24 protein-coding genes are annotated in these 22,982 nt (G+C 64.4%); 15 read left to right on the top strand and 9 right to left on the bottom strand.

All coding sequences use genetic code 11. The features are described 5' to 3' along the window. Position 1 precedes the first annotated feature (1 nt). Both EJ076_RS13775 and EJ076_RS13770 read left to right on the top strand, forming a co-directional pair. The gene (locus EJ076_RS13775) at positions 2-787 is read left to right on the top strand and encodes a coniferyl-alcohol dehydrogenase (protein WP_126071051.1); all 786 of its coding nucleotides are present in this window, start codon (positions 2-4) and stop codon (positions 785-787) included. 34 nt (positions 788-821) lie between these two features. After that, positions 822-2,267 carry an aldehyde dehydrogenase gene (locus EJ076_RS13770; protein WP_126068230.1) on the top strand — a complete coding sequence of 482 codons (1,446 nt, stop codon included), beginning with the start codon at positions 822-824 and terminating at the stop codon, positions 2,265-2,267. 34 nt (positions 2,268-2,301) lie between these two features. Here the strand turns inward: EJ076_RS13770 and EJ076_RS13765 are convergent, their stop codons facing one another. After that, complete coding sequence (locus EJ076_RS13765; protein ID WP_126068229.1) at positions 2,302-3,231, bottom strand: aldose 1-epimerase; 930 nt, start codon at positions 3,229-3,231, stop codon at positions 2,302-2,304. A gap of 60 nt (positions 3,232-3,291) precedes the next feature. Here EJ076_RS13765 and EJ076_RS13760 point away from each other — a divergent pair, with 60 nt between their 5' ends. The 8 genes from EJ076_RS13760 to EJ076_RS13725 all read left to right on the top strand — a co-directional run bounded on the left by EJ076_RS13760 (position 3,292) and on the right by EJ076_RS13725 (position 11,552). Beyond that, positions 3,292-4,083, top strand: coding sequence for a FadR/GntR family transcriptional regulator (locus EJ076_RS13760; protein WP_164548635.1), 792 nt, complete (start codon positions 3,292-3,294; stop codon positions 4,081-4,083). After that, positions 4,080-5,807, top strand: a complete 1,728-nt coding sequence (locus EJ076_RS13755; protein ID WP_126068228.1) for an IlvD/Edd family dehydratase — start codon at positions 4,080-4,082, stop codon at positions 5,805-5,807. Before EJ076_RS13760 ends, EJ076_RS13755 begins: the two co-directional genes overlap by 4 nt. An 11-nt stretch (positions 5,808-5,818) precedes the next feature. Then, complete coding sequence (locus tag EJ076_RS13750) at positions 5,819-6,598, top strand: SDR family oxidoreductase (protein ID WP_126068227.1); 780 nt, start codon at positions 5,819-5,821, stop codon at positions 6,596-6,598. A 31-nt stretch (positions 6,599-6,629) separates the two neighbouring features. Next, positions 6,630-7,628, top strand: a complete 999-nt coding sequence (gene araD1, locus EJ076_RS13745; protein WP_126068226.1) for an AraD1 family protein — start codon at positions 6,630-6,632, stop codon at positions 7,626-7,628. Between the two features lie 52 nt (positions 7,629-7,680). Continuing rightward, a complete protein-coding gene (locus EJ076_RS13740) occupies positions 7,681-8,706 on the top strand; it encodes an ABC transporter substrate-binding protein (RefSeq protein ID WP_126068225.1) in 1,026 nt (341 codons plus the stop codon). A 76-nt stretch (positions 8,707-8,782) separates the two neighbouring features. Next, positions 8,783-9,886, top strand: coding sequence for an ABC transporter ATP-binding protein (locus EJ076_RS13735; RefSeq protein ID WP_109661790.1), 1,104 nt, complete (start codon positions 8,783-8,785; stop codon positions 9,884-9,886). Next, complete coding sequence (locus EJ076_RS13730) at positions 9,883-10,755, top strand: ABC transporter permease (RefSeq protein WP_126068224.1); 873 nt, start codon at positions 9,883-9,885, stop codon at positions 10,753-10,755. Before EJ076_RS13735 ends, EJ076_RS13730 begins: the two co-directional genes overlap by 4 nt. Further along, positions 10,752-11,552, top strand: a complete 801-nt coding sequence (locus EJ076_RS13725) for an ABC transporter permease (protein WP_126068223.1) — start codon at positions 10,752-10,754, stop codon at positions 11,550-11,552. The genes EJ076_RS13730 and EJ076_RS13725 overlap by 4 nt, the downstream gene beginning before the upstream one ends. A gap of 13 nt (positions 11,553-11,565) precedes the next feature. Here EJ076_RS13725 and EJ076_RS13720 read toward each other — a convergent pair whose 3' ends face one another. The 7 genes from EJ076_RS13720 to EJ076_RS13690 form a co-directional block, all read right to left on the bottom strand. After that, a complete protein-coding gene (locus EJ076_RS13720; RefSeq protein WP_126068222.1) occupies positions 11,566-12,969 on the bottom strand; it encodes an FAD-binding oxidoreductase in 1,404 nt (467 codons plus the stop codon). Between the two features lie 141 nt (positions 12,970-13,110). After that, complete coding sequence (locus tag EJ076_RS13715) at positions 13,111-14,370, bottom strand: ABC transporter substrate-binding protein (RefSeq protein WP_109661782.1); 1,260 nt, start codon at positions 14,368-14,370, stop codon at positions 13,111-13,113. A 49-nt stretch (positions 14,371-14,419) separates the two neighbouring features. After that, a complete protein-coding gene (locus EJ076_RS13710) occupies positions 14,420-14,848 on the bottom strand; it encodes a DUF4440 domain-containing protein (protein WP_126068221.1) in 429 nt (142 codons plus the stop codon). Next, positions 14,845-15,900, bottom strand: a complete 1,056-nt coding sequence (locus EJ076_RS13705) for an aldo/keto reductase (protein WP_126068220.1) — start codon at positions 15,898-15,900, stop codon at positions 14,845-14,847. The genes EJ076_RS13710 and EJ076_RS13705 overlap by 4 nt, the downstream gene beginning before the upstream one ends. Beyond that, a complete protein-coding gene (locus tag EJ076_RS13700) occupies positions 15,897-16,250 on the bottom strand; it encodes a TIGR04076 family protein (protein WP_126068219.1) in 354 nt (117 codons plus the stop codon). Before EJ076_RS13700 ends, EJ076_RS13705 begins: the two co-directional genes overlap by 4 nt. Position 16,251: 1 nt before the next feature. Beyond that, positions 16,252-16,734: a DUF3830 family protein gene (locus EJ076_RS13695; RefSeq protein WP_109661775.1), complete on the bottom strand. Its 483-nt coding sequence runs from the start codon at positions 16,732-16,734 to the stop codon at positions 16,252-16,254. Next, positions 16,731-17,465, bottom strand: coding sequence for a GntR family transcriptional regulator (locus tag EJ076_RS13690; protein WP_013532980.1), 735 nt, complete (start codon positions 17,463-17,465; stop codon positions 16,731-16,733). The genes EJ076_RS13695 and EJ076_RS13690 overlap by 4 nt, the downstream gene beginning before the upstream one ends. A gap of 126 nt (positions 17,466-17,591) precedes the next feature. On the opposite strand from EJ076_RS13690, the gene EJ076_RS13685 reads away from it, so the two are divergent. From EJ076_RS13685 to EJ076_RS13665, 5 genes are read left to right on the top strand one after another with little or no spacing between them, the layout of a single operon-like run. Next, positions 17,592-18,389, top strand: coding sequence for an ABC transporter ATP-binding protein (locus EJ076_RS13685; protein ID WP_126068218.1), 798 nt, complete (start codon positions 17,592-17,594; stop codon positions 18,387-18,389). After that, on the top strand, positions 18,386-19,135 hold the full coding sequence (locus tag EJ076_RS13680) for an ABC transporter ATP-binding protein (protein ID WP_126068217.1): 750 nt from the start codon (positions 18,386-18,388) through the stop codon (positions 19,133-19,135). The genes EJ076_RS13685 and EJ076_RS13680 overlap by 4 nt, the downstream gene beginning before the upstream one ends. After that, complete coding sequence (locus EJ076_RS13675; protein ID WP_126068216.1) at positions 19,132-20,040, top strand: branched-chain amino acid ABC transporter permease; 909 nt, start codon at positions 19,132-19,134, stop codon at positions 20,038-20,040. The genes EJ076_RS13680 and EJ076_RS13675 overlap by 4 nt, the downstream gene beginning before the upstream one ends. Beyond that, positions 20,037-21,020 carry a branched-chain amino acid ABC transporter permease gene (locus tag EJ076_RS13670; protein WP_164548844.1) on the top strand — a complete coding sequence of 328 codons (984 nt, stop codon included), beginning with the start codon at positions 20,037-20,039 and terminating at the stop codon, positions 21,018-21,020. The genes EJ076_RS13675 and EJ076_RS13670 overlap by 4 nt, the downstream gene beginning before the upstream one ends. Continuing rightward, positions 21,017-22,321 (top strand): FAD-dependent oxidoreductase, encoded by a 1,305-nt coding sequence (locus EJ076_RS13665; RefSeq protein WP_126068214.1) that lies wholly within the window; start codon positions 21,017-21,019, stop codon positions 22,319-22,321. The genes EJ076_RS13670 and EJ076_RS13665 overlap by 4 nt, the downstream gene beginning before the upstream one ends. Before the next feature lie 9 nt (positions 22,322-22,330). Here the strand turns inward: EJ076_RS13665 and EJ076_RS13660 are convergent, their stop codons facing one another. Then, the gene (locus EJ076_RS13660) at positions 22,331-22,981 is read right to left on the bottom strand and encodes a GntR family transcriptional regulator (RefSeq protein WP_126068213.1); all 651 of its coding nucleotides are present in this window, start codon (positions 22,979-22,981) and stop codon (positions 22,331-22,333) included. Between the last annotated feature and the right edge of the window lies 1 nt (position 22,982).

Below are 22,982 nucleotides of genomic sequence, written 5' to 3'. Positions count from 1 at the left end.
CATGCTTTTCGGCAAGACGATCCTCATCACCGGTGTCGCCTCCGGCATCGGCGCGCGCACGGCGGAACTCGCCGCTCAGCTTGGCGCAGACGTGATCGGCGTCGATGTGCGTGAGCCGACTGCTCCGGTCGGCAGCTTCGTCAAGGCCGATATCTCGTCGAAGGCCGGTGTCGACGAGCTGATTGCTCGCCTGCCGCAGCGCCTCGACGCGCTCTGCAACGTCGCCGGGCTCTCCGGCAATACCGGCGCAGCGTCGACGCTGGCGGTCAATTTCTTCGGGCTGCGGGCTCTGTCGGAAGGCCTGGCGCCAAGACTTCGTGAAGGCGGCGCGATCGTCAACGTTGCGTCGATTGCCGGCTATGGTTGGCGCGCCAATCTCAACCGCGCCGCCTCGATGGTCAGCATCGAAGGTTTCCCCGATGTTGCCGACGTGGTCTGCACGCACGCGGTCAGGAACGAGGAAGGCTATCCCGTCTCCAAGGAACTGCTCTTGCTGTGGACCTTCCGCGCGGCGCATCAGGATCTGTTCAAACGCCGTGGCATCCGCGTCAATGCGGTGAGCCCCGGCCCGGTCGAGACACCGATCCTGAAACAGTTCCGAACCGTGCTTGGCGACGCTCGTGTCGACAGCGACATTGCCAGGGTCGGGCGGGCCGGCACGTCCGGCGATATCGCACCGGTGGTGCTGTTCCTGTGCTCGGACGGCGCGCGCTGGATCAACGGCGCCAATTTGCCGGTCGACGGCGGCCTCGAAGCATCGATCAATGCCGAAATGTTCGGCTTCTAATCACGAAGCTCCAATCGGGGCGATGGAGACTACAATGGATATTGGACTTCTGATCGACGGCGACAAAAGGGACGCATCCGGCTCGGCCTCCTACGACCGCATGGACCCGTTCACCGGCAAACTGGCGACGCGCGCCGCAGCAGCCAGCATTGCCGACGCCAATGCTGCCGTAGAAGCCGCCGCGGCGGCCTTCCCGGCCTGGTCAAAGACCGGGCCTGGCGAACGGCGCGCCTTGCTGTCAAAGGCTGCTGACGTGATGGCCTCGAAGGTCGGCGAGTTCACCAGGCTGATGATGGAAGAAACCGGTGCCACCGGTCCCTGGGCCGGCTTCAACGTCATGCTGGCAGCCAACATGCTGCGCGAGGCGGCGGCGATGACGACGCAGATCTCGGGCGAGATCATCCCCTCCGACAAGCCGGGCACGCTGGCCATGGCAATCCGCCAGCCAGCCGGCGTCTGCCTCGGCATCGCGCCGTGGAACGCGCCGGTCATTCTCGGCACCCGCGCCGTGGCGATGGCGATCGCCTGCGGCAACACCGTAGTGCTGAAGGCCTCCGAAATGTGCCCCGGTACGCACCGGCTGATCGGCCAGGTGCTGGTCGAAGCCGGGCTGCCCAAGGGCGTCATCAATGTCGTCACCAACGATCCCAGGGATGCCGCCGGCATTGTCGAAGCTTTGGTCGCGCATCCCTCGGTCAAGCGCGTCAACTTCACGGGCTCGACCAAGGTCGGCAGGATCATCGCCGAACTCGCCGGTCGGCACCTGAAGCCGGCGCTGCTCGAACTCGGCGGCAAGGCGCCGCTGCTGGTGCTGGACGATGCCGACATCGACGCAGCGGTCAACGCCGCCACCTTCGGCGCCTTCATGCACCAGGGCCAGATCTGCATGTCGACCGAGCGCCTGATCGTCGACGAAAAGATCGCCGACGAGTTCGTCTCCAAGCTGGCTGGCCGCGCCTCGCAGCTGCCGGCCGGCGACCCGCGCGGCCATGTGGTGCTCGGTTCGCTGATCAGCAGCCAAGCGGCCGACAAGATGGAGGAACTCATCGCCGATGCCGTCGCCAAGGGTGCCAAGCTGGTGGCCGGCGGCAAGCGCACCGGCACCGTGGTGGAGGCGACATTGCTCGACCATGTCACGCCGGCGATGCGCGTCTACGCCGAAGAGTCCTTCGGGCCGGTCAAGCCGATCATCCGCGTCAAGGGCGAAGACGAGGCCGTGCGTGTCGCCAACGACACCGAATACGGCCTGTCGTCAGCCGTGTTCAGCCGCGACATCAAGCGCGCGTTTGCCGTCGCCGCGCGCATCGAGGCCGGCATCTGCCACATCAACGGCCCGACCGTCGGCGACGAAGCGCAGATGCCGTTCGGCGGCGTCAAGGGCTCAGGCTATGGCCGCTTCGGCGGCAAGGCCTCGATCGCCGAGTTCACCGATTTGCGCTGGGTGACGATCGAGGATCCGGGCCAGCATTATCCGTTCTGACCCGGCCCAGCATTGGGCGGTTCGACTTGGGCGATCAGATCGCCTGCGAAGGCGTGAAGCGAACGCTTGCGGATCGCATCTGCCCGCGCGCCAGTACGATGCAGCCGGTGTCGATGCCCGCGTCACTCCTGCGATTGAAGGCATCGGTGATGTTGCTGACCGGCTCGGCGCAGAAGAACGGCTCACCGGGCGGCGTGTAAAGGACAAGGAAATCGAGCGGCGCCTCGGCCTCGATGTCCAGCTGCCGTCCATGCTCCGGCCAGGAGATCCGCGCGCGGCGCGCCCATCCGGTGAAGACCGTGTCGAAGTCCGTCTCCGACACGTCGAAGCCCATAGTCGGGTTGGCGCCAGCGGGTGGCAGGACGTGCCGGGTGGGCAGGATTTCCGCATCGGTCTCCCACATGCCGGACACCCGCGCCTGGACATGCGTCCACGGTGTCGACGGGAAATAGGGATGCAGCCCGAAGCCTGCCGGCATCGGCGTGTCCGAGAGGTTGCGCAGCGAGAGGGCAATGACCAGCCCGCCATCGACCAGCGAGATCGCTTGCCTTGCTTCATAGCTCCACGGCCAGGAATCGGCGGCATGACGATAGGATAGGACGGTGGTGCTGGCTTGGTGCCGCACGATTGTCCATGGCCGACGCCAGCCATGGCCGTGCTCATAGTGCGGATCATCAGGCCCTGTCGGCAGTTCGACGGCGCGGCCGGCGAATGCGAAGCGGCCGCCCCTTATGCGATTGGAATAGGGAACCAGCGGGAAGCAGGCCATGGCGCCGGCATCGCGGCTGTCGATCGCCGCCTGATCCGCAGGGCGCAGCCAATCCACGACGGATCCGTTTTGCCGCCAGCGATACGACGCCACGGCGCCGCCGGCGGCAGGGGCAATCTCAACTGTCGCAATGCCATCGCTGATCGAGACCAGCTCTTGGTGCTGCTCGGCAACGGCAGCGGAATTCTTTGTCATCGGCACTCCCCATCCCTTGACTCCAATCGCCACGCCTATAAGACATATCATATGAATAGTATGAAGAATAAGAAATCTTTCAGCACGGCGCGAACGTCGAGGATTGCGGTGGCGGTCGCCAGCGGCTCCACCGCTCTGCATGCGACCGTCGTCGAGCAGATCGGGTTGCGCATCGTGCAAGGCGATTTCCTGCCGGGCGAGGCACTGCCCAATGCCGACGATTCCAGCGAGATGCTGGGGGTCAGCCGCACGGTGCTGCGCGAGGCGATCAAGGTTCTGGCCGGCAAGGGGCTTGTCGAATCGCGGCCGAAGACCGGCACAAGGGTGCGTCCCCGCTCCGACTGGAATTTCCTCGATCCGGACGTCCTGTCGTGGCGCTACGCCAGCGGTGTCAGCGCCGACGATGTCCGGGCGCTGTTCGAGCTGCGCCGGGCCATCGAGCCGATGTCGGCCGCGCTCGCCGCCAAGCGCGCCACACCGGCACAGATTGCCGAGATCAATGCCGCGCTGGCTGAAATGGAAGCCGTTGTCGACGACGGCGATCGCTTCGCCAAGCCTGACCTTTTGTTCCACCAGACCATTCTGCGCATGACCGGCAATGAGCTGATCGGCTCGCTGGCGGCACTGGTCGAAACCGCATTGGTGATGAGCTTTCGCCTCTCCAACGACAATCCGGACGGGCAGCGCCATTCTTTGCCGCTGCATCGGGAAGTAGCCGAGAAGATTGCATCCGGCGACGCGGCCGGCGCGCAAAAGGCATTGCTGGTGCTCATCGACAATGCCGAGGAAGACGTGCGCCGCAGCGTCGAAAACCGCAACAAGCGCCGCCAGGATCGGGAACAGACATCGTGACCGACACCAAACGCAAACTGCGGTCCGAGGCCTGGTTCGGCGGCGAGGGCAAGAACGCCTTCATGCACCGCAGCTGGATGAAGAACCAGGGCATTCCCGCCGACGCTTTCGACGGCCGCCCGGTGATCGGCATCTGCAACACCTGGTCGGAACTGACCCCATGCAATGCCCATCTGCGCGCGCTGGCCGATCACGTCAAACGCGGCGTCTATGAAGCCGGCGGCCTGCCGCTCGAATTCCCGGTGATGTCGCTGGGCGAGAGCAACATGCGCCCCACCGCCATGCTGTTTCGCAATCTGGTCAGCATGGATGTCGAAGAGTCCATCCGTGGCAATCCGATCGACGGCGTCATCCTGCTGGTCGGTTGCGACAAGACCACGCCGGCGCTGCTGATGGGGGCTGCGTCGTGCAATCTGCCGACCATCGCTGTTTCCGGCGGACCGATGCTCAACGGCAAGTTCCGCGGACAGGATATCGGTTCGGGCACCCATGTCTGGAAATTCGCCGAGGAAGTGAAGGCCGGTCGCATGCCGGTCGCCGACTTCCTCGCCGCAGAGCAGGGCCAGAGCCGATCGGCGGGCAGCTGCATGACGATGGGGACGGCTTCGACCATGGCCAGCATGGTCGAAGCGCTCGGCATCGGCATGCCGGACAATGCCGCGATCCCGGCTGTGGATTCACGCCGTGGCGTGCTCGCGCAGATGGCCGGACGCCAGATCGTCGATCTCGTGCGCAGGGACGTGACGATCGCGCAGATCCTCACCAGGCAAGCGTTCGAGAACGCCATTCGCGTCAACGGCGCGATCGGCGGCTCGACCAATGCGGTGCTGCATCTGATCGCCATCGCCAACCGGGTCGGTGTCGATCTCAGCCTGGACGACTGGGACCGACTGGGCCGCGACGTTCCAACCATTGTCGATTTGATGCCGTCGGGCCGGTTCCTGATGGAAGATTTCTACTACGCCGGGGGGCTAGCTGCGGTCATGGCGTCGCTTGATGAAGTGGGGCTTCTTCATCGCGACGCCATGACCGTCAGCGCCAAGACCATCGGTGAATTGATCAACGGCGCGCCCAACTACAACAGCGAGGTGATCCGCCCGCTGAGCCAGCCGCTGACCAAGGAAGGCGGCATCTCGATCCTGCGCGGCAATCTGGCGCCTGACGGGGCGGTCATCAAACCGTCGGCGGCAACGCCCGAACTGATGCAGCATCGCGGCAAGGCGGTGGTGTTCGAGAACATCGAGCACTACTACGCCCGTATCGACGATCCGGAGCTGGATATCGACGCCTCCTCGGTGATGGTGCTGAAGAACTGCGGGCCGCGCGGCTATCCTGGAATGGCCGAGGTCGGCAACATGCCGCTGCCGGCGAAACTGCTGAAGCAAGGCGTCTCCGACATGGTGCGCATTTCGGACGCGCGCATGAGCGGCACGGCCTACGGCACAGTGGTGCTGCATGTGGCGCCGGAAGCAGCCGCAGGTGGCGCGCTTGCGCTGGTGCGCGACGGTGACCTCATCGAGCTCGACGTCGCCGGCCGCAGGCTGGAACTCCTGGTGTCGGACGAAGAGCTCGCCATCCGCCGGCGTGACTGGAAGCCGCCGGCGCCACCGGAAGGCGGCTACCAGAGCCTCTATGTCGAGCGCGTTCTGCAGGCCGACAAGGGCTGCGATTTCGACTTTCTCGTCGGCCGGCGCGATGCCGGCATTCCTCGGCATTCGCACTAGAGGGGCGCGCGATGACGGATGAAATCGGCAGCTACGCCATCTACCCAAGCCTCAAGGGCCGCAGCGTGTTCATCACCGGTGGCGGCAGCGGCATCGGCGAAAGCCTGGTGCGCCATTTCTGCGCGCAAGGCAGCCGTGTCGCCTTCGTCGACATGGCCGTAGAACCATCCCAACGCCTGGTCGACGCGATCGCGGCCGAGGGACATGCCGCACCGCTCTTCATTCCCTGCGACCTGCGCAACGTGGAAGAGTTGCAGGCGGCAACCGTGCAGGCGAAGCAGCACAATGGCCCAATCCAGGCGCTGTGCAACAATGCCGGCAATGACGACCGCCACCAGACCAAGGACGTGACGGTTGCCTACTGGGACGACCGCATGGCGGTCAATCTGCGCCACCAGTTCTTCGCCGCGCAGGCGGTGCGTCCGCAGATGAGCACGTTGGGCGGCGGCTCGATCATCAATTTCGGCTCCATCACCTGGATGGTCGGCGATCCGGATTGCCCGGCCTATGTCACCGCGAAAGCCGCTGTCTACGGCATGACACGGGCGCTGGCCCGCGAACTTGGCCCCGAACGGATCCGCGTCAACTGCATGGTGCCGGGCTGGGTGATGACCGAGCGCCAGATGCGCCTGTGGCTGAACCCGGCCGGCGAACGCCAGATCGCGGAAAGGCAGTGCCTGCCCGACCGGCTGCAACCCTCCGATATCGCGCGCATGGCGCTGTTCCTCGCTGCCGACGACAGCCGCATGTGCACGAGTCAGCAGTTCATCGTCGATGCGGGCTGGGTGTGACCGTACGGTTTCAAAGGAAGAAGGTTAGTTCATGCGTCTTGTTCAGTTCAGAATGGCCGACGGCAGCAGACGGGTTGGCCGTGTGTCGGATGATGGCAACCACCTGCACCCGCTCGACAAGACCAGCTCCGTGCTGGAACTCGCCGAGGCGGCAATCGCCCAAGGCGCCTCCGTCGCGGCACTGGTCGAGAAGCGGACGAGCACCGCGACGATCGACTACGACCAGCTGTTGCGCGACGGCCGCGTGCTCGCTCCGGTCGACCATCCGGAACCGGCGCGCTTCCTGGTCACAGGCACGGGCCTGACCCATACGGGAAGTGCCGCTGCGCGCAACCAGATGCATATTCTGACCCATGGCGAAGGTGCCGACGAATCCGATTCCTTGAAAATCTTCCGCATGGGGCTGGAGGGCGGCAAGCCTGGCGCTGGCAAGATCGGCATCCAGCCGGAGTGGTTCTTCAAGGGTGTCGGCACCTGCGTTGTGCCGCCCGGCGCGCCGCTGCCGATGCCGGCATTCGCGAAAGCAGGTGCAGAGGAAGCCGAGATCGTCGGGCTTTATGTCAATGGGCCTGACGGCCATCCCTATCGCATCGGCTATGCGCTCGGAAACGAATATTCCGACCACGTGACGGAGGGCGAGAACTACCTCTATCTCGCCCATTCCAAGCTTCGCTCCTGCTCGATCGGTCCGGAACTGCTGATCGGCGACCTGCCCGAAGAAGTGCGCGGCCATTCGCGCATCCTGCGCGACGGCGCTGTCATCTGGGAGCAGGAATTCCTGTCGGGCGAAGCGCACATGTCGCACTCGATCGGCAATCTCGAACACTTCCATTTCCGCTACCCGATGCACCGCAGGGCGGGCGACCTGCATGCCTATTTCTTCGGCGCCGCGGTGATGAGCTACGCCTCCGGCGTCAAGACGGCTTCCGGCGACGAGTATGAAATCCAGGCACAGACATTCGGCAAGCCACTGCGCAACCGGATGGTGTCGGTGCCGGACGAGGGACTGGTCGCTGTCACCCAGCTGTGACGGCGAAGGTCCGGAAACTGCGGTCCACCAGAATGACAATGGGAGATTGAAAATGGGACTGAAAAAACTGTTTCTAAGAATGGCAACGATCGGGCTCGGCGTCGGCCTGATGACATCGGCGGCGCTCGCCGCGAACCTGCGGGTTCTGGCCTGGGACGGCTACGCCGATGCCGACTGGGTCAAGGACTTCACCGCTGCAACAGGCATCGGCGTCGATGTCGTGTTCATCGGCAGCGACGACGAGATCTGGGCCAAGATCAAGGGCAGCGAAGGCCAGGACTTCGACGTCTTCGCCGTCAACACCGCCCAGCTGCAGCGCTACATCAAGGCCGACCTGGTGTCGCCGATCGACGTCACGAAGCTCGCCAACCAGAAGGAAGTGCTGCCGCGCTTTCGTGATCTGGCGGCGGTGAGCGGCGTCACCAAGGACGGCAAGGTCTACGGCATTCCGTTCTGCTTCGACTCCATCGGCCTGATCTACGACACCGACAAGGTCAAGCCGGCGCCGACCTCGATGTCGGTTCTGTGGGACCCGGCATACAAGGGCAAGGTTCTGGCCTACGACAATGGCGAGCACAATTTCTCGTTCACCGCACTGACGCTCGGCTACAAGGATCCGTTCAACCTCAACGAAGAGCAGATGGCGGCGGTCAAGGCCAAGCTGGTCGAACTCAAGCGCAACGTGCTGAGCTTCTACACCACCGCCGACGAGGCGCAGCAGATCTACCAGAACAATGATGTGGCCCTGATCTGGGCCAATTACGGCCAGCAGCAGGTCAAGGCGCTGCAGAAGATCGGCGCTCATGTCGCCTACGTCAATCCAAGCGAGGGTGCGCTTGCCTGGCTCGACAACTGGGTCATTTCCAAGGGTGTCCGCGACAATGCGGCGGCCGAGAAGTGGATCGACTTCATGCTGAGCAAGAAGGTCAGCGGCGCGCTTTCCGAACGCACCGGCTTCGGCAACACCGTGGTCGAGTCGAGCAGCGCCGGCGGCAACGACAAGCTGGTCTGGCTCAACAATGTCGAGGACCCGCTCAAGCGTTCGGACATGTGGAACGAGGTCAAGGCCACGCCCTGACCTTTCCGTTCTATGCCTTCGAAGGACCCGGCGGTCCGGAGGTTCCGGACCGCCGAAGCGTATGCGAGAGTATTTCATGAACCAGAACACCGACCTGCTGACGCTGCGGTCCGTCTCGAAATCCTACGGCACGGTTCCCGTGCTGCACGACATCGACCTGTCGATCCGGGACGGTGAGTTCCTCACCGTGCTCGGGCCTTCGGGCTCCGGCAAGACCACGGTCCTGCGGCTGATCGGCGGGCTGGAGCCGCTGACCTCAGGCGAGATCCGGCTGGACGGCCAGGACATCAGCCGCATGCCGATCAACCGACGGCCGTTCAACACCGTGTTCCAGGATTATGCGCTGTTTCCACATCTGACCGTTTCCGGCAATGTCGGCTATGGGCTTTCGGTTCGCCATATCCAGCGCAAGGAAATCGCGCGCCGTGTCGCGGAGGCCCTCGACCTGGTCCAGCTCGGGCGTTTCGCCGACCGCTTTCCCGCGCAGCTCTCCGGCGGCCAACGCCAGCGCGTCGCACTCGCCCGTGCGCTGATCTGCCAGCCGCGCCTGATCCTGCTCGACGAGCCGCTGGCGGCACTCGACCTCGAACTGCGCCGGCAGATGCAAGTCTTCCTGAAATCTATCCAGCGCGAAATCAAGACCACCTTCCTGTTCGTCACCCATGACCAGGAAGAAGCCATCGGCATGGCCGATCGGATCTGCGTCATGGAGGCCGGCCATATCCGCCAGCTCGGCACGCCGCACGACCTCTACTACAAGCCGAATTGCGAGTTCGTCGCGCGCTTCTTCGGCGAGAACAATCTGGTGGCCGGGAAACTCGGACCGATCCAGGGCGAGCTGCGATCGATCGAGACGGCGCTCGGGCGCCTGGTCTGCTCGATCAGCAACCAGCCGCATTTGAAAGCCGCGACGGATGGCGCCAGCGCCTACGCTGCATTCCGCCCCGAGGCCTTGCATCTTGCGGATGCAAAGGACACCGACAACCGCTTTCCCGGTACGATCTCCGACATGGCCTTTGCCGGCTCATCGACCGTCGCCACCATCACGGCTGGCGCCGACAATGCCGCGCAACGCTTGCGGCTGCGCGTGCCGAGCCGGGTCGACGGCAGCGCGCTCAAATCCGGCGAGGCTGTATCGCTTTCGTTTGCGCCGCATGAAGGCCATCTGGTGCTGGCATGAGCAAAGCCGACTCGACGCTGCCTGCGGAAAGACGACTGTCGCTGCTGGTGACAGTACTGGCGTTTGCCTTGCCGGTGATCTTTGTCCTGGTGCCGCTGGCGATCTTCCTCGGTTACAGCTTCTTCAGCGTCGACCAGGGCACGATCGTCTACGGGTTGTCACTGGGCAACTATGTCAGATTCTTCACCGATCCGGTCTTTCTCCCGGTGTTCTGGAACACCATCGTGCTGTGCGTCTCGGTGGCCATCATCTGCATCCTGCTTGCCTATCCCGCCGCCTATTTCCTGACGACGCTGAAAGGCCGCTGGCGCTACGCCTTGCTGATGCTGCTCTTGGTGCCGCTGTTGATGAGCTACGTCATCAAGATCTATGCGATCCGCAGTATCCTCGGCCTCAACGGCTTCCTGAACAAGGCACTGGTGGCGCTCGGTATCCTGCAGGAACCGTCGACGCTTTTCGTGTTCAACATGAACGCCATCCTGCTGACACTGACCCTGCTCTTGATCCCCTTCGCCGTCCTGCCGATCTTCCTGTCGCTGGAGCGGATTCCGCAGGTGCTGCTGCGCGCCTCGGACGATCTCGGCGCGAGCGGCTTGCAGACCTTCCTGCGCATCACCTTGCCGCTCAGCCTGCCCGGCGTCGCTTCGGCGGCGAGCTTCGTCTTCGTGCTGGCGATCGGCGATTTCCTGACGCCGCAAATGGTCGGCGGGATCAGCGGCTTCACCTTCGGCCGCATCCTCTACAGCCAGTTCGGCACGGCCTATAACTGGCCCTTCGGCGCAGCGCTGTCGGTGGCGCTGGCCGTCGTGGTGATAGCGGCAATCCTCATCGGCGAACGCTTCGGGCGCAACCGGGGGATTTCGGTATGAGCGCCCTGCCCCGACTGTCCACCATCTTTCTGGCCGCGATCACGACACTGGTCGCGGTGCTGCTCTACAGCCCGCTGTTCGTACCGATCGTGTCGTCGTTCTTCACCATTTCGCATGGCAATGTCGACTGGTCGTCGCCGACCCTTGCAACCTATGTCGCGCTGACCGAAAATCACGACATACTGGCCGCCTTGCGTACCACGCTGATCGTTGGCGTCTGCACCGTCGTCCTGTCCGTGGTCAGCGGAACGCTGCTGGCACTCTACTATCACAGCCGGCGTTCCGGGCGTTCGCTCCTGCAGTTCATCATCTTCCTGCCGTTCCTGATGCCGCCGATCATCAGCGGCCTGGCGCTGCTGATCTTCTTCCGCGAAATCGGCCTCGAACGCTCGCTGCTGACGGTCGTCATCGGCCACACGGTCTTTGTGCTGGCGATCGTCTATCGCACGGTGCTGATGCGGCTGCAGTCGATGAGCCGCACGCTGGTCGAAGCGTCCTACGATCTCGGCGCCACGGGCTGGCAGACGTTCTGGCGCATCATCCTGCCGAACCTGTCGAGCGCCATGGTTGGCGGCGCCATCCTGGCCTTCGCGCTGTCGTTCGACGAGACGATGATCACCATCCTGGTCACCGGCACCCAGAGTACGCTGCCGGTCAGGCTGTGGGCGATGATGCGGCTTGGCTTCTCACCCGACATCAATGCGCTGGTGGCACTGATCCTGATGTTCACCGTGCTGCTCTGCGTGCTCGCCGCCCGGTTTCTCATCCCCAGGCAAGTCGCGATCGAACGGACTTGAGTGCAGGCAGATATCATCGAGGCAAGGCTGATGGACCGAGGTCGAAGACCCGTCCCCTATTGAGGATGTTCCTGGGGTCAAGGGCTGCCTTCAGCCGCCGCATGGTGGCGATCTCGGCATCGCTGCGCACCAGATGCAGCCACTTCTTCTTGTCGAGGCCGATACCATGTTCGGCCGAAACACCACCTCCGGCCGCCGCCACGCCGCGATAGACGATGTCATAGGCCGCCGCCGGATCGACCGTCAGGACCTGATAGTGCAGATTGCCATCGCCGAGATGGCCGAAGACATAGATGTCGGCGCCAGGGTCGATGGCATGGATGGCAGCGTCCGCCTCTTCCAGGAACGTTCCCATGCGCGCCAGCGAAATGCTGATGTCGACGCCGATCAGACCCTTGATCGAAAACAGGACGCGATTGGCGTCCTCCCGCACGTCCCAGAGGGCACGGAATTCGCGCGGCGACTGCGAGACCACCACATCGTCGATGACACCATCCTCGACCGCCTGCATCAACACCTCTGCGAAGCGCTCGCCGTCGCGTTCCGGCTCGTTGCCCTGGATCTCGGCCAGCACATAGACGGGCGAGCCCGCCGGCAGCGGCGCCGGCATTGCCATGCTGGCGACCATGAGGTCATAGAGCGGTGCGAAGTTGACCTCATAGGCGGACAACAACGGGCCGAGCTTTTGCCGCAGCAGCCCAAGCAGCGCGATTGCCGCATCGAGCGAGGACAGTGCGCAGAAAGCGTTGACCTCGGACGCCGGCTTGGGATGCAGCCTGAGCGCGGCGCGGGTGACGACACCGAGGGTTCCTTCCGTGCCGATGAAGAGCTGGCTGAGGTCGTAGCCGGAATTGTCCTTGGGCAGGCCCTTGAGCGAAGTCAGCACGCTGCCATCGGCAAGCACGGCTTCCAGCCCCAGAACCTGCGCCCGGTACATGCCGTAGCGCAGCACGCGGATGCCGCCGGCGTTGGTGGCGACATTGCCGCCGATCGTGGCCGAACCGCGTGCGCCGATATCGACGCCGAACATCAGCCCGGCGCTGTCGGCTGCCTCCTGCACCGCCTGCAGCGTCGCGCCCGCTTCGGAAACGATGCTGCCAGCCTGGCGATCCGGTGTATCAAGGCCGGTCATGCGCTCCAGCGACAGCACCACCTCACCCGGCTGCGCACGCGCGGCGCCTGCCAGGCTGGTGCGTCCACCCTGGACGACAATTGGCTGACCGAGATCGTTGCATGCGGCAAGTGCTGCCGCGACACCTTCTGTATCACGCGGGCGCAGCACCGCTTCGGGAAGCGCGCCGAGCTTGCCGCCGGGATCGTCGCGATAGCGCTGGTCCACCTCCGGACCGGCGAGCAAGCCGCCGGCGCCCAGCCGACTGTCGAGAGCAGATAGAAGTTGTTGTGTTTCGGGTGACATCGGCCAATCCTATTCATGATCGGCTTCTGGTCAAACTCTGATCGGTGCAAACGCCGCATGATCGGTCGTGACAATGCGGGGCTGGCCGACGTCCGGCATCGATCGCGATGAGATCGGATCGACGCCGGACGACAAGTCGTTTTACTGAAGCTTCGCTTGCAGGGCGTTGACGTCGTCGGTGGTCATTTCGCCGTCGGTCGCCACCTTGCCGTCGACGATCTTCCACAGGCGGAAGGGGCCGGTGATGTCGCCATATTTGTCGAAGGCGACCGGGCCGATGACGCCTTCGTAGCGGATCGGCTTGCCGTCCTTGATCAGGCCGAGCGCTTTGGCGAACTCTTCCTTGCCAGCAAAGATCGGCGTGCCGGCCGGATCGACCGCCTTGTACATGGCGTCCTTGATCTTGGCCGGATCCTCCGAACCGGCAATGGCGATGGCGAGACCAACAATCGCGCCGGCGTCATAGGAACGGTCGGCCGCTGGATTGGTCGGTTCGATGCCGGAGAATTCCTTGTAGTTCTTGGTGAAATACTCCGTCGAGGCCGTCGGGCTGGTGCCGGACGACGTGCCGTAGGCTTCCTTCAGATAATCGGCTCCGACAGATTCAATGAAGTCCGGGCTGTTCATGCCGTCATTGAGCAGGAATTTCTGCACGCCGCCCTGCGAGATCCAGGTGCGGGCAACCGTGGCGCCGTCGACCGGCGTGCTGACGAGATAGAGCCCGTCCGGTTCGCCGGCCATCGCCGCCGTGACTTCCGATGCATAGCTCGACTGCTTCTCATTGTAAGGCGTGTCGGACACGATGGTGCCGCCGAGCGCTTTGTAGGCGCGCGAGAATTCGGCCACCATGTTGACGCCGAAGTCGTTGTTGACGTGGATGATCGACAGCTTCTTGAAGCCCTTGTCGACGGCATATTTGGCGGCGGCGACGCCCTGCAGCGCGTCCGAGGTGATGGTGCGGAAGAAGATGCCGTTGGTCTTGCCGTCGCGGCCGAGTGCGGTCAGCGTCGGCGAGGACGACGCCGGCGAGACCTGAACGATCTTGGCCGGTGCGGTGACCGAGGTCAGGATCGGGATCGACACCGACGAGATGATGCCGCCGATGATGACCGGCACCTTCTTGACCTGAACCAGCTGGGTGGCGGCGTCGACCGCGATGTTGCCCTGGCTCTGGCTGTCGCGCGTGTCGGTGATGAGATCGCAGCCGCGTACGCCGCCGGCGGCGTTGATGTCGCGGAAGGCCATCTCGACCGACTTGGCGCCGGCCTGGCCGTATTCGCCCGCCGGGCCGGTCAGTTCCATGACGAGGCCGACGGTGATCTTGCAATCGGCGGCCTGTGCCGCACCCGCCATCGTCACAAGAGCGAGCGCGGTTGTGAGTTGGAGTATCGTCTTTGCCATTGTTGTTCCCCTTTCGTTACTCAACTGTATTTGATCTCTGGAGCCTGTTTCAGCGTTCCGGCACCTGCAGCCAGGTTTCATGCAGATGTCGCCATTCGACGCCGTTGGGCGCCGATGAACTGGTGGTGAAGACGGCGCTCGACTGGCGACGGCTGTGCTTGCCCGCGCGTAGCTGCGCTTCGACATAAAGGACGACGATGGTATCGGCGTCCTGCCAGCCGGGCCGGATGTCCTCGATCGAAATGGCAAAACCGTCGTCGCAAGAGGCGCGGCTTGAGCGGACATGATCGACGACCGCTTCGCGATCGAGGACCTGCCCGTCCGGCGCCACCATGCTGAGGTCTTCGCCCATGGCGCGTTCGAAGCGGCCGAAGTCCACCGTGTTGGCTCGCGCGGCGACGAACCAGTCGACGAAGAAGCGATGCAGATCGATGAGTTCGGCGCTGGCGCGTGAAAACAGGGAGGGTTCGCCGCTCATTTCTTCCCCGCATTGAGGTTGTAATGCATGATCGAACCGTGGCGGCCGTGGCGGTCGCGCTCCAGCGTGTAGACGTCACCCTCGAGGCCGGTGCCCTGCGCGATGATGGCCGCTATCTGCGCCCGGTCCTCGGCGTCGAGCGCAACGTCCATGGTTTTCGCATTGGCAATGGCGTGCGCCTGGTTGCGGGCGCCGACGATGACGGCCGCCACTTGCGGCTGCTCCAGCACCCAGGCGCTGGCGATGGTGGCAATGTCGACGCCATGGCGGTCGCCAACGGCCTTCAGTGCCTGAAGCAATTGCTGGAACAGGTCCCAGCCGCCGAAATCATCGATGATCAGCTTGTATTTGACCAGCGAACGGTTTTCGAGCGGCGTGACCGGTTCGGCCACGCCGAGCCATTTGTCGCTGAGAAAGCCGCCGGCAACCGAGCCGTAACAGAGGAAGCTGACGCCGTTCTGTTTTGCGAGTGCCGCCAGGCTGTTGCCAGGCCGCTGGTCGAGCACCGAATATTGCAGTTGCTGGCTGACCAGCGGAATGCCGGCGGCGAGGATTTCGGCAAGCCGCGGCGTGTCGAAATTGGTGGTGCCGAGATTGCGCACCTTGCCTTCCAGCCGAAGTTCGTCGAGCCAGCCCATCGCCTCGACATAGCGAGGCTGATCATAGTCCCACCAGTGGAACTGCACGAGATCGAGCCGCTCGGTCTTCAGCCGCCGCAGCGACTGGTCGACAATGCCCCTGATGTAATCGCGGCTGATGCTGGCCAGCCGTTCGAGGTCGGGCACCAGCTTGGTGTGCACCTTCATCCGGGCCGCAACGTCGAGGCCGCGCTCGCTGGCCAGCCGCAGGCGCGCGGCGCCGATGAGTTCCTCGACGCCGGTATAGATATCGGCGCAATCATAGGTCCAGATGCCGGCATCGAAAGTGGCGATCAGATCGGCAACCGCTTGGCTGCGGTCGATGGCGCCGTGGCCACCGGCCAGCTGCCAGCCGCCGCGAATGACGCGCGAGATGGTGTAGCCGGGGCCGAGTTCGAAGGTCTTGGCGGTCATGTCAGGTCATCCTCTTTCGGCAGCGGCACCGCCGTGGTCTCGGCGTGGCTGAACCGCCGCTTGGCCACCCTGACGATCCGGAGCCGGCTGGCGCAATTGGGATCGGGACAAGCGATCTCGGCGTCCGAGGTCATCCAATCGTTCGGGTGGGTCAGGCGCTGCTTGGCCGCCAGCAGCGGCAACACGGCGGCGAGCGAATAGATCGAAAAGCCCTGCCCTGCCGGCATCGACAGCATCTCGCCCTTGAGCTCGAAATAGTCGCCGGCCTTGGCGCCGCAATAGATCGGTTTGCCCTTCGGGATGATCGCCTCGACGCGCAGATCGAACAGCTCGAAACTGTCGTCGGTCATGTCAAGCCTCCACCAGACTGAAGGTGACATCGCAGGCGCCGTTGCGGCGGATGACACCGCAAGCGGCGGCGAATTGATCGCGCTCCCCGGCACGCACCTGCGCCACCACGCTGCCGGCCAGCCAGCCGATCGGGAACAGCAGCCGCGCCCCCTGCCCGTAATAGAGGCCGATGTCGAAGATCGCATTGGGGTTGCCACCCCACATGTGTGGCGGCACATAGGATAGCACGATGTCGCCCGGCTGCGGCGTCAGCGTCGCGTTCTCGGCCGGCAACGGCCTGGCATAGGCCTGGCCCTCAAGATCGGCTGATGGAACCGGACATGAGATTTCCGGCCCTGTCCACATCGCATGGATGCCCGGGACGACGCGTGGCGTGCCGAGATAGGCCAAGAGGAAGGCAGCGTTTTCCGGTGCCTTCTCGGGCAGCAACAATGCCGTGACGGAAAGCTGCGAACGCGGCTCGGTGATCCTGATGGCGGTCATGTCTGGTCTTTCGCGGCGGCGGCCTGCAGCTTGCTGCGCAGGAAGGTGAAGGGTCGGCTGATGTCGGCGACCAGTGATTCACGCGCGGCCTGCGCATCCTGCGTGGACAGCGCCGTGACGATGCGGCGGTGATACTGGGCGGTGTCGACCTCGCCAGCTTCCGAGAAGGCATAGATGGCGACGCGGATGCAGGGACCCGATTGCAGCCACAGGCTCTCGATCATCGGGATCAGCACGGCCGAGCCGCAGGAACGATAAATCTCGAAATGAAAGCTCTGGTTGAGCGTCACTTCGCGATCGACGTCCTTCTTGTGCTTCAACGCCCGCATTTCGTCCCATTCGGCAAGAATGGTTTCGATGGTAGCGATCTGGCGCGGCCCCATGCGGGCGGCGGCCAGTGCGATTGCCTCGCCTTCGATCAGGATGCGGGCACGCAGGAGATCGTCGAGGCGTTCCAGCGTGATCGGCGGCACGCGCACCGAACGATTGGGCAGCGCCTCCAGCGCCTTTTCCGTGATCAGCCGGCCGAGTGCCTCGCGCACCGGCATGGTCGAGGTGACCAGCGCATCGGCAAGGCCACGGATGGTCAGCACCTGGCTCGGCTCGAACAGGCCGCCAATCAAGGCGCGGCGCAGTTCGGAGTAGACACGGTCCTGCACGGTTTCGCGGCCGACCGGCGCAAGCTGGGCAGCGATCGCCTCGTTGTTCTTTTCGATGGCAGCCTTTTGCATGGAATTCCGTTCTTGGCCGGTTTTCGGCTTGCGGATGAAATTAAAGCCGAATAGCGTGATCAAAGCAAGTGTGATCACAAATCATAATCAGGAGGCGACAACGATCGTCTTCGGCCAGAGGGTTTGATGAGCGAGGCAACCAAACGGCAAGGGGAAACCCGCGCGCCGGTTCTGACGGCAAGGAATGTCGTCAGGCGGTTCGGCGGCCTTGTCGCGGTCAACGACGTCTCGTTTGACGTCAAAGCGGGAGAAATCCTCGGCCTGATCGGACCCAACGGCGCCGGCAAGACGACCATGTTCGACCTGCTCGCCGGCAGCATCCTGCCAACCAGCGGCGAGATCCTTCTCAACGGCACGCCTGTCTCGGGCGAAGCCGCACATCTGCGCATCGGCCGTGGCCTTGGCCGCACCTTCCAGATCCCGCGGCCGCTGCCCAATCTGACGCTCATCGAAAACATCATGCTGGCGGCACAGGGCCAGGCCGGCGAAAAGCTGCTCGCCAATTTCGTCACGCCATGGCGGGTGGCGGCGCAGGAAAGAGCCGCCAGGACAAAGGCGCTCGAACTGCTGGAACTGGTCACCCTCACCCACCTCGCGCACGAGCCGGCGCGTGTGCTTTCCGGCGGCCAGCGCAAGCTGCTCGAACTCGCCCGCGTCATGATGGCCGATCCGGCAATCATCCTGCTCGACGAACCGGCGGCCGGCGTCAACGCGACGCTGCTCGAAGTCATCATCGACCGCATCCGCGACATCAACGCGCGCGGCATCACCTTCCTGCTGATCGAGCACAACATCGACATGGTGACGCGGCTCTGCCATCGCGTCCTCGTCATGGCCAGCGGCCAGTTGCTCAGCGAAGGCACGGCGGAACAGGTCGCGCGCGACCCGCGCGTCATCGAGGCCTATCTCGGAGGCACGGCATGAGCGAGACCGTCCTCGATGTCCGCGATCTCGAAGCCGGCTACGAGCCCGGCGTGCCGATCGTGCGCGGCGCTTCGATCACCGTCGCCAAGGGCGAGATCGTCGTCGTGCTAGGCCCCAACGGCGCCGGCAAGTCTAGCTTCATCAAGGCGATCGCCGGCCTCGTCCCGATCACCGGCGGCACGGTGTTTCTGGACGGCAAGGACATCACGGCCGCCCCCGCGCACACCATGGTGCGGCTTGGGCTAGCCTTCGTACCGCAGACCGAAAACATCTTCCCGCTGATGTCGGTCGAGGACAATCTCAGGGTTGCCTGCGGCATCCTCGAACGGCGCGAGATTCCTGCGCGCATCGAGGAAATGTATGCAGCCTTCCCCGACCTCGTCCGCCAGCGTCGCACCGCCGCCGGCAACCTGTCGGGCGGACAACGGCAGATGCTCGCCGTCGCGCGGGCCCTAATCGTCCACCCCAAGGTGCTGGTGCTGGACGAACCGTCGGCCGGCCTGTCGCCGAAATTCGTCTCGATGGTGTTCGAGATGCTGGCCGGCATCCGTAAGTCCGGCGTCACCATCCTGCTGGTCGAACAAAACGCCAAGGCAGCGCTGGCCATCGGCGACCGCGCCTATGTGCTGGTCGAAGGCAAGGACCGGCACGAGGGCATCGCCTCCGAACTGTGGAACGACCCGGTGGTCGCTGAACTCTATCTCGGCCAGCGCCCCCTCCGGTCCGAAGGAGGAAGCGCGGCATGAGCCTGCAATTTGTCGTCGACGGGCTGCTGACGGGGTCGATGATCGGCCTTGGCGCGATCGGGGTGACGCTCACCTATTCGATCCTGCGCTTCTCGAACTTTGCCCATGGCGACTTCATGGCCTGGGGCACCTATGCGACGCTGGCCGTCGTCAGCGCCATCGGCGCGACATTCGGCAAGGTGGCACCCATTGGTTCCCTCTCCTTCGGCTGGCCGCTGATTGTGGCACTGATCGTCGGCATGGCCTTCACCGCCCTCTTGGCGTTGCTGCTCGACAAAGTGCTGTTCGCGCGGCTTCGCTCGCAAGGCCAGGCGATCATCGTGGTGATGGCGAGCTTCGGCGCCTCGATGGCGCTGAGAAGCCTGCTCGAATTCACCTTCACCTCGCGGCCGACCTATTTCAGCCGGGCGATCCAGATCGCCATGCCGGTCGGCTTCGGCATCCGCATCACGCCCGACCAGATCGCGCTTTTGCTGCTGACAGCGGTGCTGGTGTTCGGCGTGCATCTGTTGATGACGCGCACGCAAACCGGCCGCTCGATGCAGGCCCTGAGCCAGAACGCGGCATTGGCCCGCATCGTCGGCATCGACGTCGCCAGCGTGGTGCGCGTCACCTGGGTCATCGGCGGGGCGCTCGCCTGCGTGGCCGGCGTGATGATCGGCATTCTGGTGCAGATCCGCCCGTTCATGGGCTTCGACATGCTGTTGCCGATGTTTGCCGCCGCCATTCTCGGCGGCATCGGCAGCATCCCCGGTGCGGTGCTCGGCGGCCTGATCATCGGGCTCGCCGAAGCGGGTGCCGTGCAATTGATCGGCGCCGAATGGCGCGCCGCCGTCTCCTTCATCATCCTGATGGCGGTTCTGTTCGTGCGGCCGATCGGCCTGTTTGGTGTGAGGGAACGCTGATGGACCTGCTCGGCTACGGCGCCTTCTTCCTGACCACCGCGCTGATCTTCTCGCTGGTCACGCTGGGGCTCAATTTGCAATGGGGCCTGACCGGGCTGTTCAATGTCGGCCTCGCCGGCTTCGTCGCCATCGGCGCCTACACCTCCGCGCTGCTGACGACACCGGACGATGCCGCGCGGCTGGGCGGCTTCGGCCTGCCGATCCTTGTCGGCTGGCTCGGCGCCATGGTCGTCGGCGGCATCGCCGCTGCCCTTACCGGCATGGCTACGCTGCGGCTGCGATCCGACTATCTGGCGATCACCACCTTCGGCGTCGCCGTCGTCGTGCAACTGGTCGCGCTCAACGCGCAAAGGTTGACCGGCGGACCGTTCGGCATCGGCTTCATCCCGCGCCCCTTTGGCGGCCTTGCCGAGACGCCGCTGCTGTTCAACCTGTCCAACCTTGCCGTGGTCTCGGTCGTCACGCTGATCGCCTATCTCGCTTTGGAGCATCTGTCGCGCAGCCCGTGGGGACGTGTCTTGAAGGCGCTGCGCGAGGATGAGCGGGCGGCGATATCGCTGGGCAAGAGCGCGCGTTTCTATCGCGTCCAGGCCTTTGCCGTCGGCGGCGCTATCATGGCGCTGGCCGGCGCGCTGCAGGCGCATTTCACCGGCTTCATCGCGCCGGACAATTATCTGCCGATCCTGACCTTCCAGGTCTGGGTGATGCTGATCGTCGGCGGCTCTGGCAGCAATCTGGGCGCTGTCATCGGCAGCATCCTGGTCTGGGCGATATGGGCCGGATCGGGCACGCTGACCAGCATCCTGTTCCCGCCCGAACAGCAGGCGCGCGCCGCCGCGCTGCAGATCGCCGCCATCGGCGTCATGCTCTGCGTCATCCTGCTGATCCGGCCGAACGGCCTGTTCGGCGACAGACCTCGGCGGCCTCGCTTCAGCAAGCGGGCGAAGATCGCTGCGGGCGAGAGCAGTTCCGGCTCATGAATGCCGTGATCCGGCAGGAGGCACAAGGCGCTTCGCTGTGGCATGCCGTCAGCCGCAACCGGCGCGAGCGGCCAGCGCTGCAAGGCGGGATCGATGTCGACCTGGCCATCGTCGGCGGCGGCTTTTCCGGCCTTTCAACCGCGCTGCACGCCGCCGGGAAAGGCATTTCCGTCGCCGTTCTCGAAGCCGAATTCATCGCCTGGGGCGCGACCGGCAGGAATGCGGGCTTCGTCGTACCGAACTTCGCCAAGATGGACCCGGTCGACATACTGGCCCACCTGGGACCTTCGCGCGGCGAAAGGCTGATCGATTTCGCCGCCGGCAGCGCCGACCTGGTTTTCCGCCTGATCCGGCAGCATGGCATCGACTGCGACGCCGTGCCGAACGGGTGGATCCAGCCGGCGCATTCGCCTGCCGCCTTCGAGAAGGTCAAGTCACGCGCGGGGCAATGGGCGCAGCGCGGCAGGCCAGCAGTCACATTGGATCGGCAGGAAATCGAAGCCCTGACGGGCGTGCCAGGGTATATCGGCGGCTGGATGGATCGTTCCGGCGGCGTGCTCAATCCAGTCACCTACGCGCGCGGGCTCGCCGATGCGGCGGAGAAGGCCGGCGCGAAGATATTCGAGCAGACGCGCGTCACCTCGGTTGATCGCATAGCCGATGGTTGGATGCTGAAAACGCCGACGGGATCGGTACGCGCCGGCAAGGTGCTGATCGCCACCAACGCCTATGGCTGGTCCCTCAATCCAACATTGCAGCGAACCTATTTCCCGCTGAAAGTTTTTCAGATCGCGACAGCGCCACTGCCTCGTGACGTGCGCAGCCGGTTGCTTCCCGGCGGGCAAGGTGTCGGCGACACCAGGCGCAATCTCTTCACCTTCCGCTTCGACGCGGATAACCGGCTGATCAGCGGCGGCATGCATATTCTTGGTGCCGGCGCCGATACGCGCGTACCGCAGACGATCTGGCAGCGGCTCGCCCGGCATCTCGGCCTGCCCGAATTGCCGCCGCTTGCCTATAGCTGGTCGGGAATGGCAGCGGTCGAACCGGATTTCCTGCCGCATCTCCTGGACCTTGGGCCAGGGCTGATCGCCGGTCGCGCCTGCAACGGCCGCGGCATCGCCATGACCACGGCGATGGGCAAGGTGCTGGCGGACTGGGCCGCCGGAACCGAGGCGCGTGATTTGCCGCTGCCCTTTGCGCCGCCGGCGCCAATCCCGTTCCATGCCTTGCTGCGGCATGCGCCCAACATGCTGCTTGGCTGGAGCATGCTGCGCGATCGGCTGGACGAGACGAGCTAGACAGTCACTTCACTTTGCCAAGGTTGTCGACAGAACCGCGGCCGCCACGGCGATATCCTCTTCTATGAAAATCCGCACAGTGGGACCACTGCGCTGCTCCAGCGCGGCGACGATCCTGCGATGTGCGTCGTTCGACTGCGGGATGTAGCGATCGGCCTGCATCAGCAGCTTGAGATAGGGCCCGACCCGACCCCAGAGATCGCGGATCATGTTGAGCAGGATCGGCGCGCCGGCGTGCTGATAGATGGCGAAGTGGAAGGCCTCGTTCAGCGTCAGATAGGCCCGGGCGTCGCAGGCCTCGATGGCACGCTGCATGCCGGCGAGGGTCGCCTGTATGTTAGCCAACCCGCTTTCGCTCATCCTGGTCGCCGCCATCTCGCCCGCCAGTCCCTCGACGGCGATGCGGATGCGCGTCAGTTCCTCGAAGGCAGGCGCGGACAGCAACGGCACGATGACCGAGCGGTTGTTCTGCATTTCGAGCAGCCGTTCGGCGACCAGCCGCTGCAGCGCCTCGCGGATCGGCGTCGTCGAGATGCCGAACGTCTCGGCGAGCTTGCGGATGACCAGCGTCTGGCCCGGGCTGAAGCCGCCTGAAATCAACTCCTGCTTGAGCGCGCCATAGGCGCGGTCATTCAGGGTTTGATGTTCGAGCTTCAGCATG

It is taken from the genome of Mesorhizobium sp. M7D.F.Ca.US.005.01.1.1 (genome assembly GCF_003952545.1).
GTDB classification, from domain to species: domain Bacteria; phylum Pseudomonadota; class Alphaproteobacteria; order Rhizobiales; family Rhizobiaceae; genus Mesorhizobium; species Mesorhizobium loti.
The sequence above is the reverse complement of the archived record's forward strand: the minus strand, read 5'-3'. Positions and strand labels throughout refer to the sequence as shown.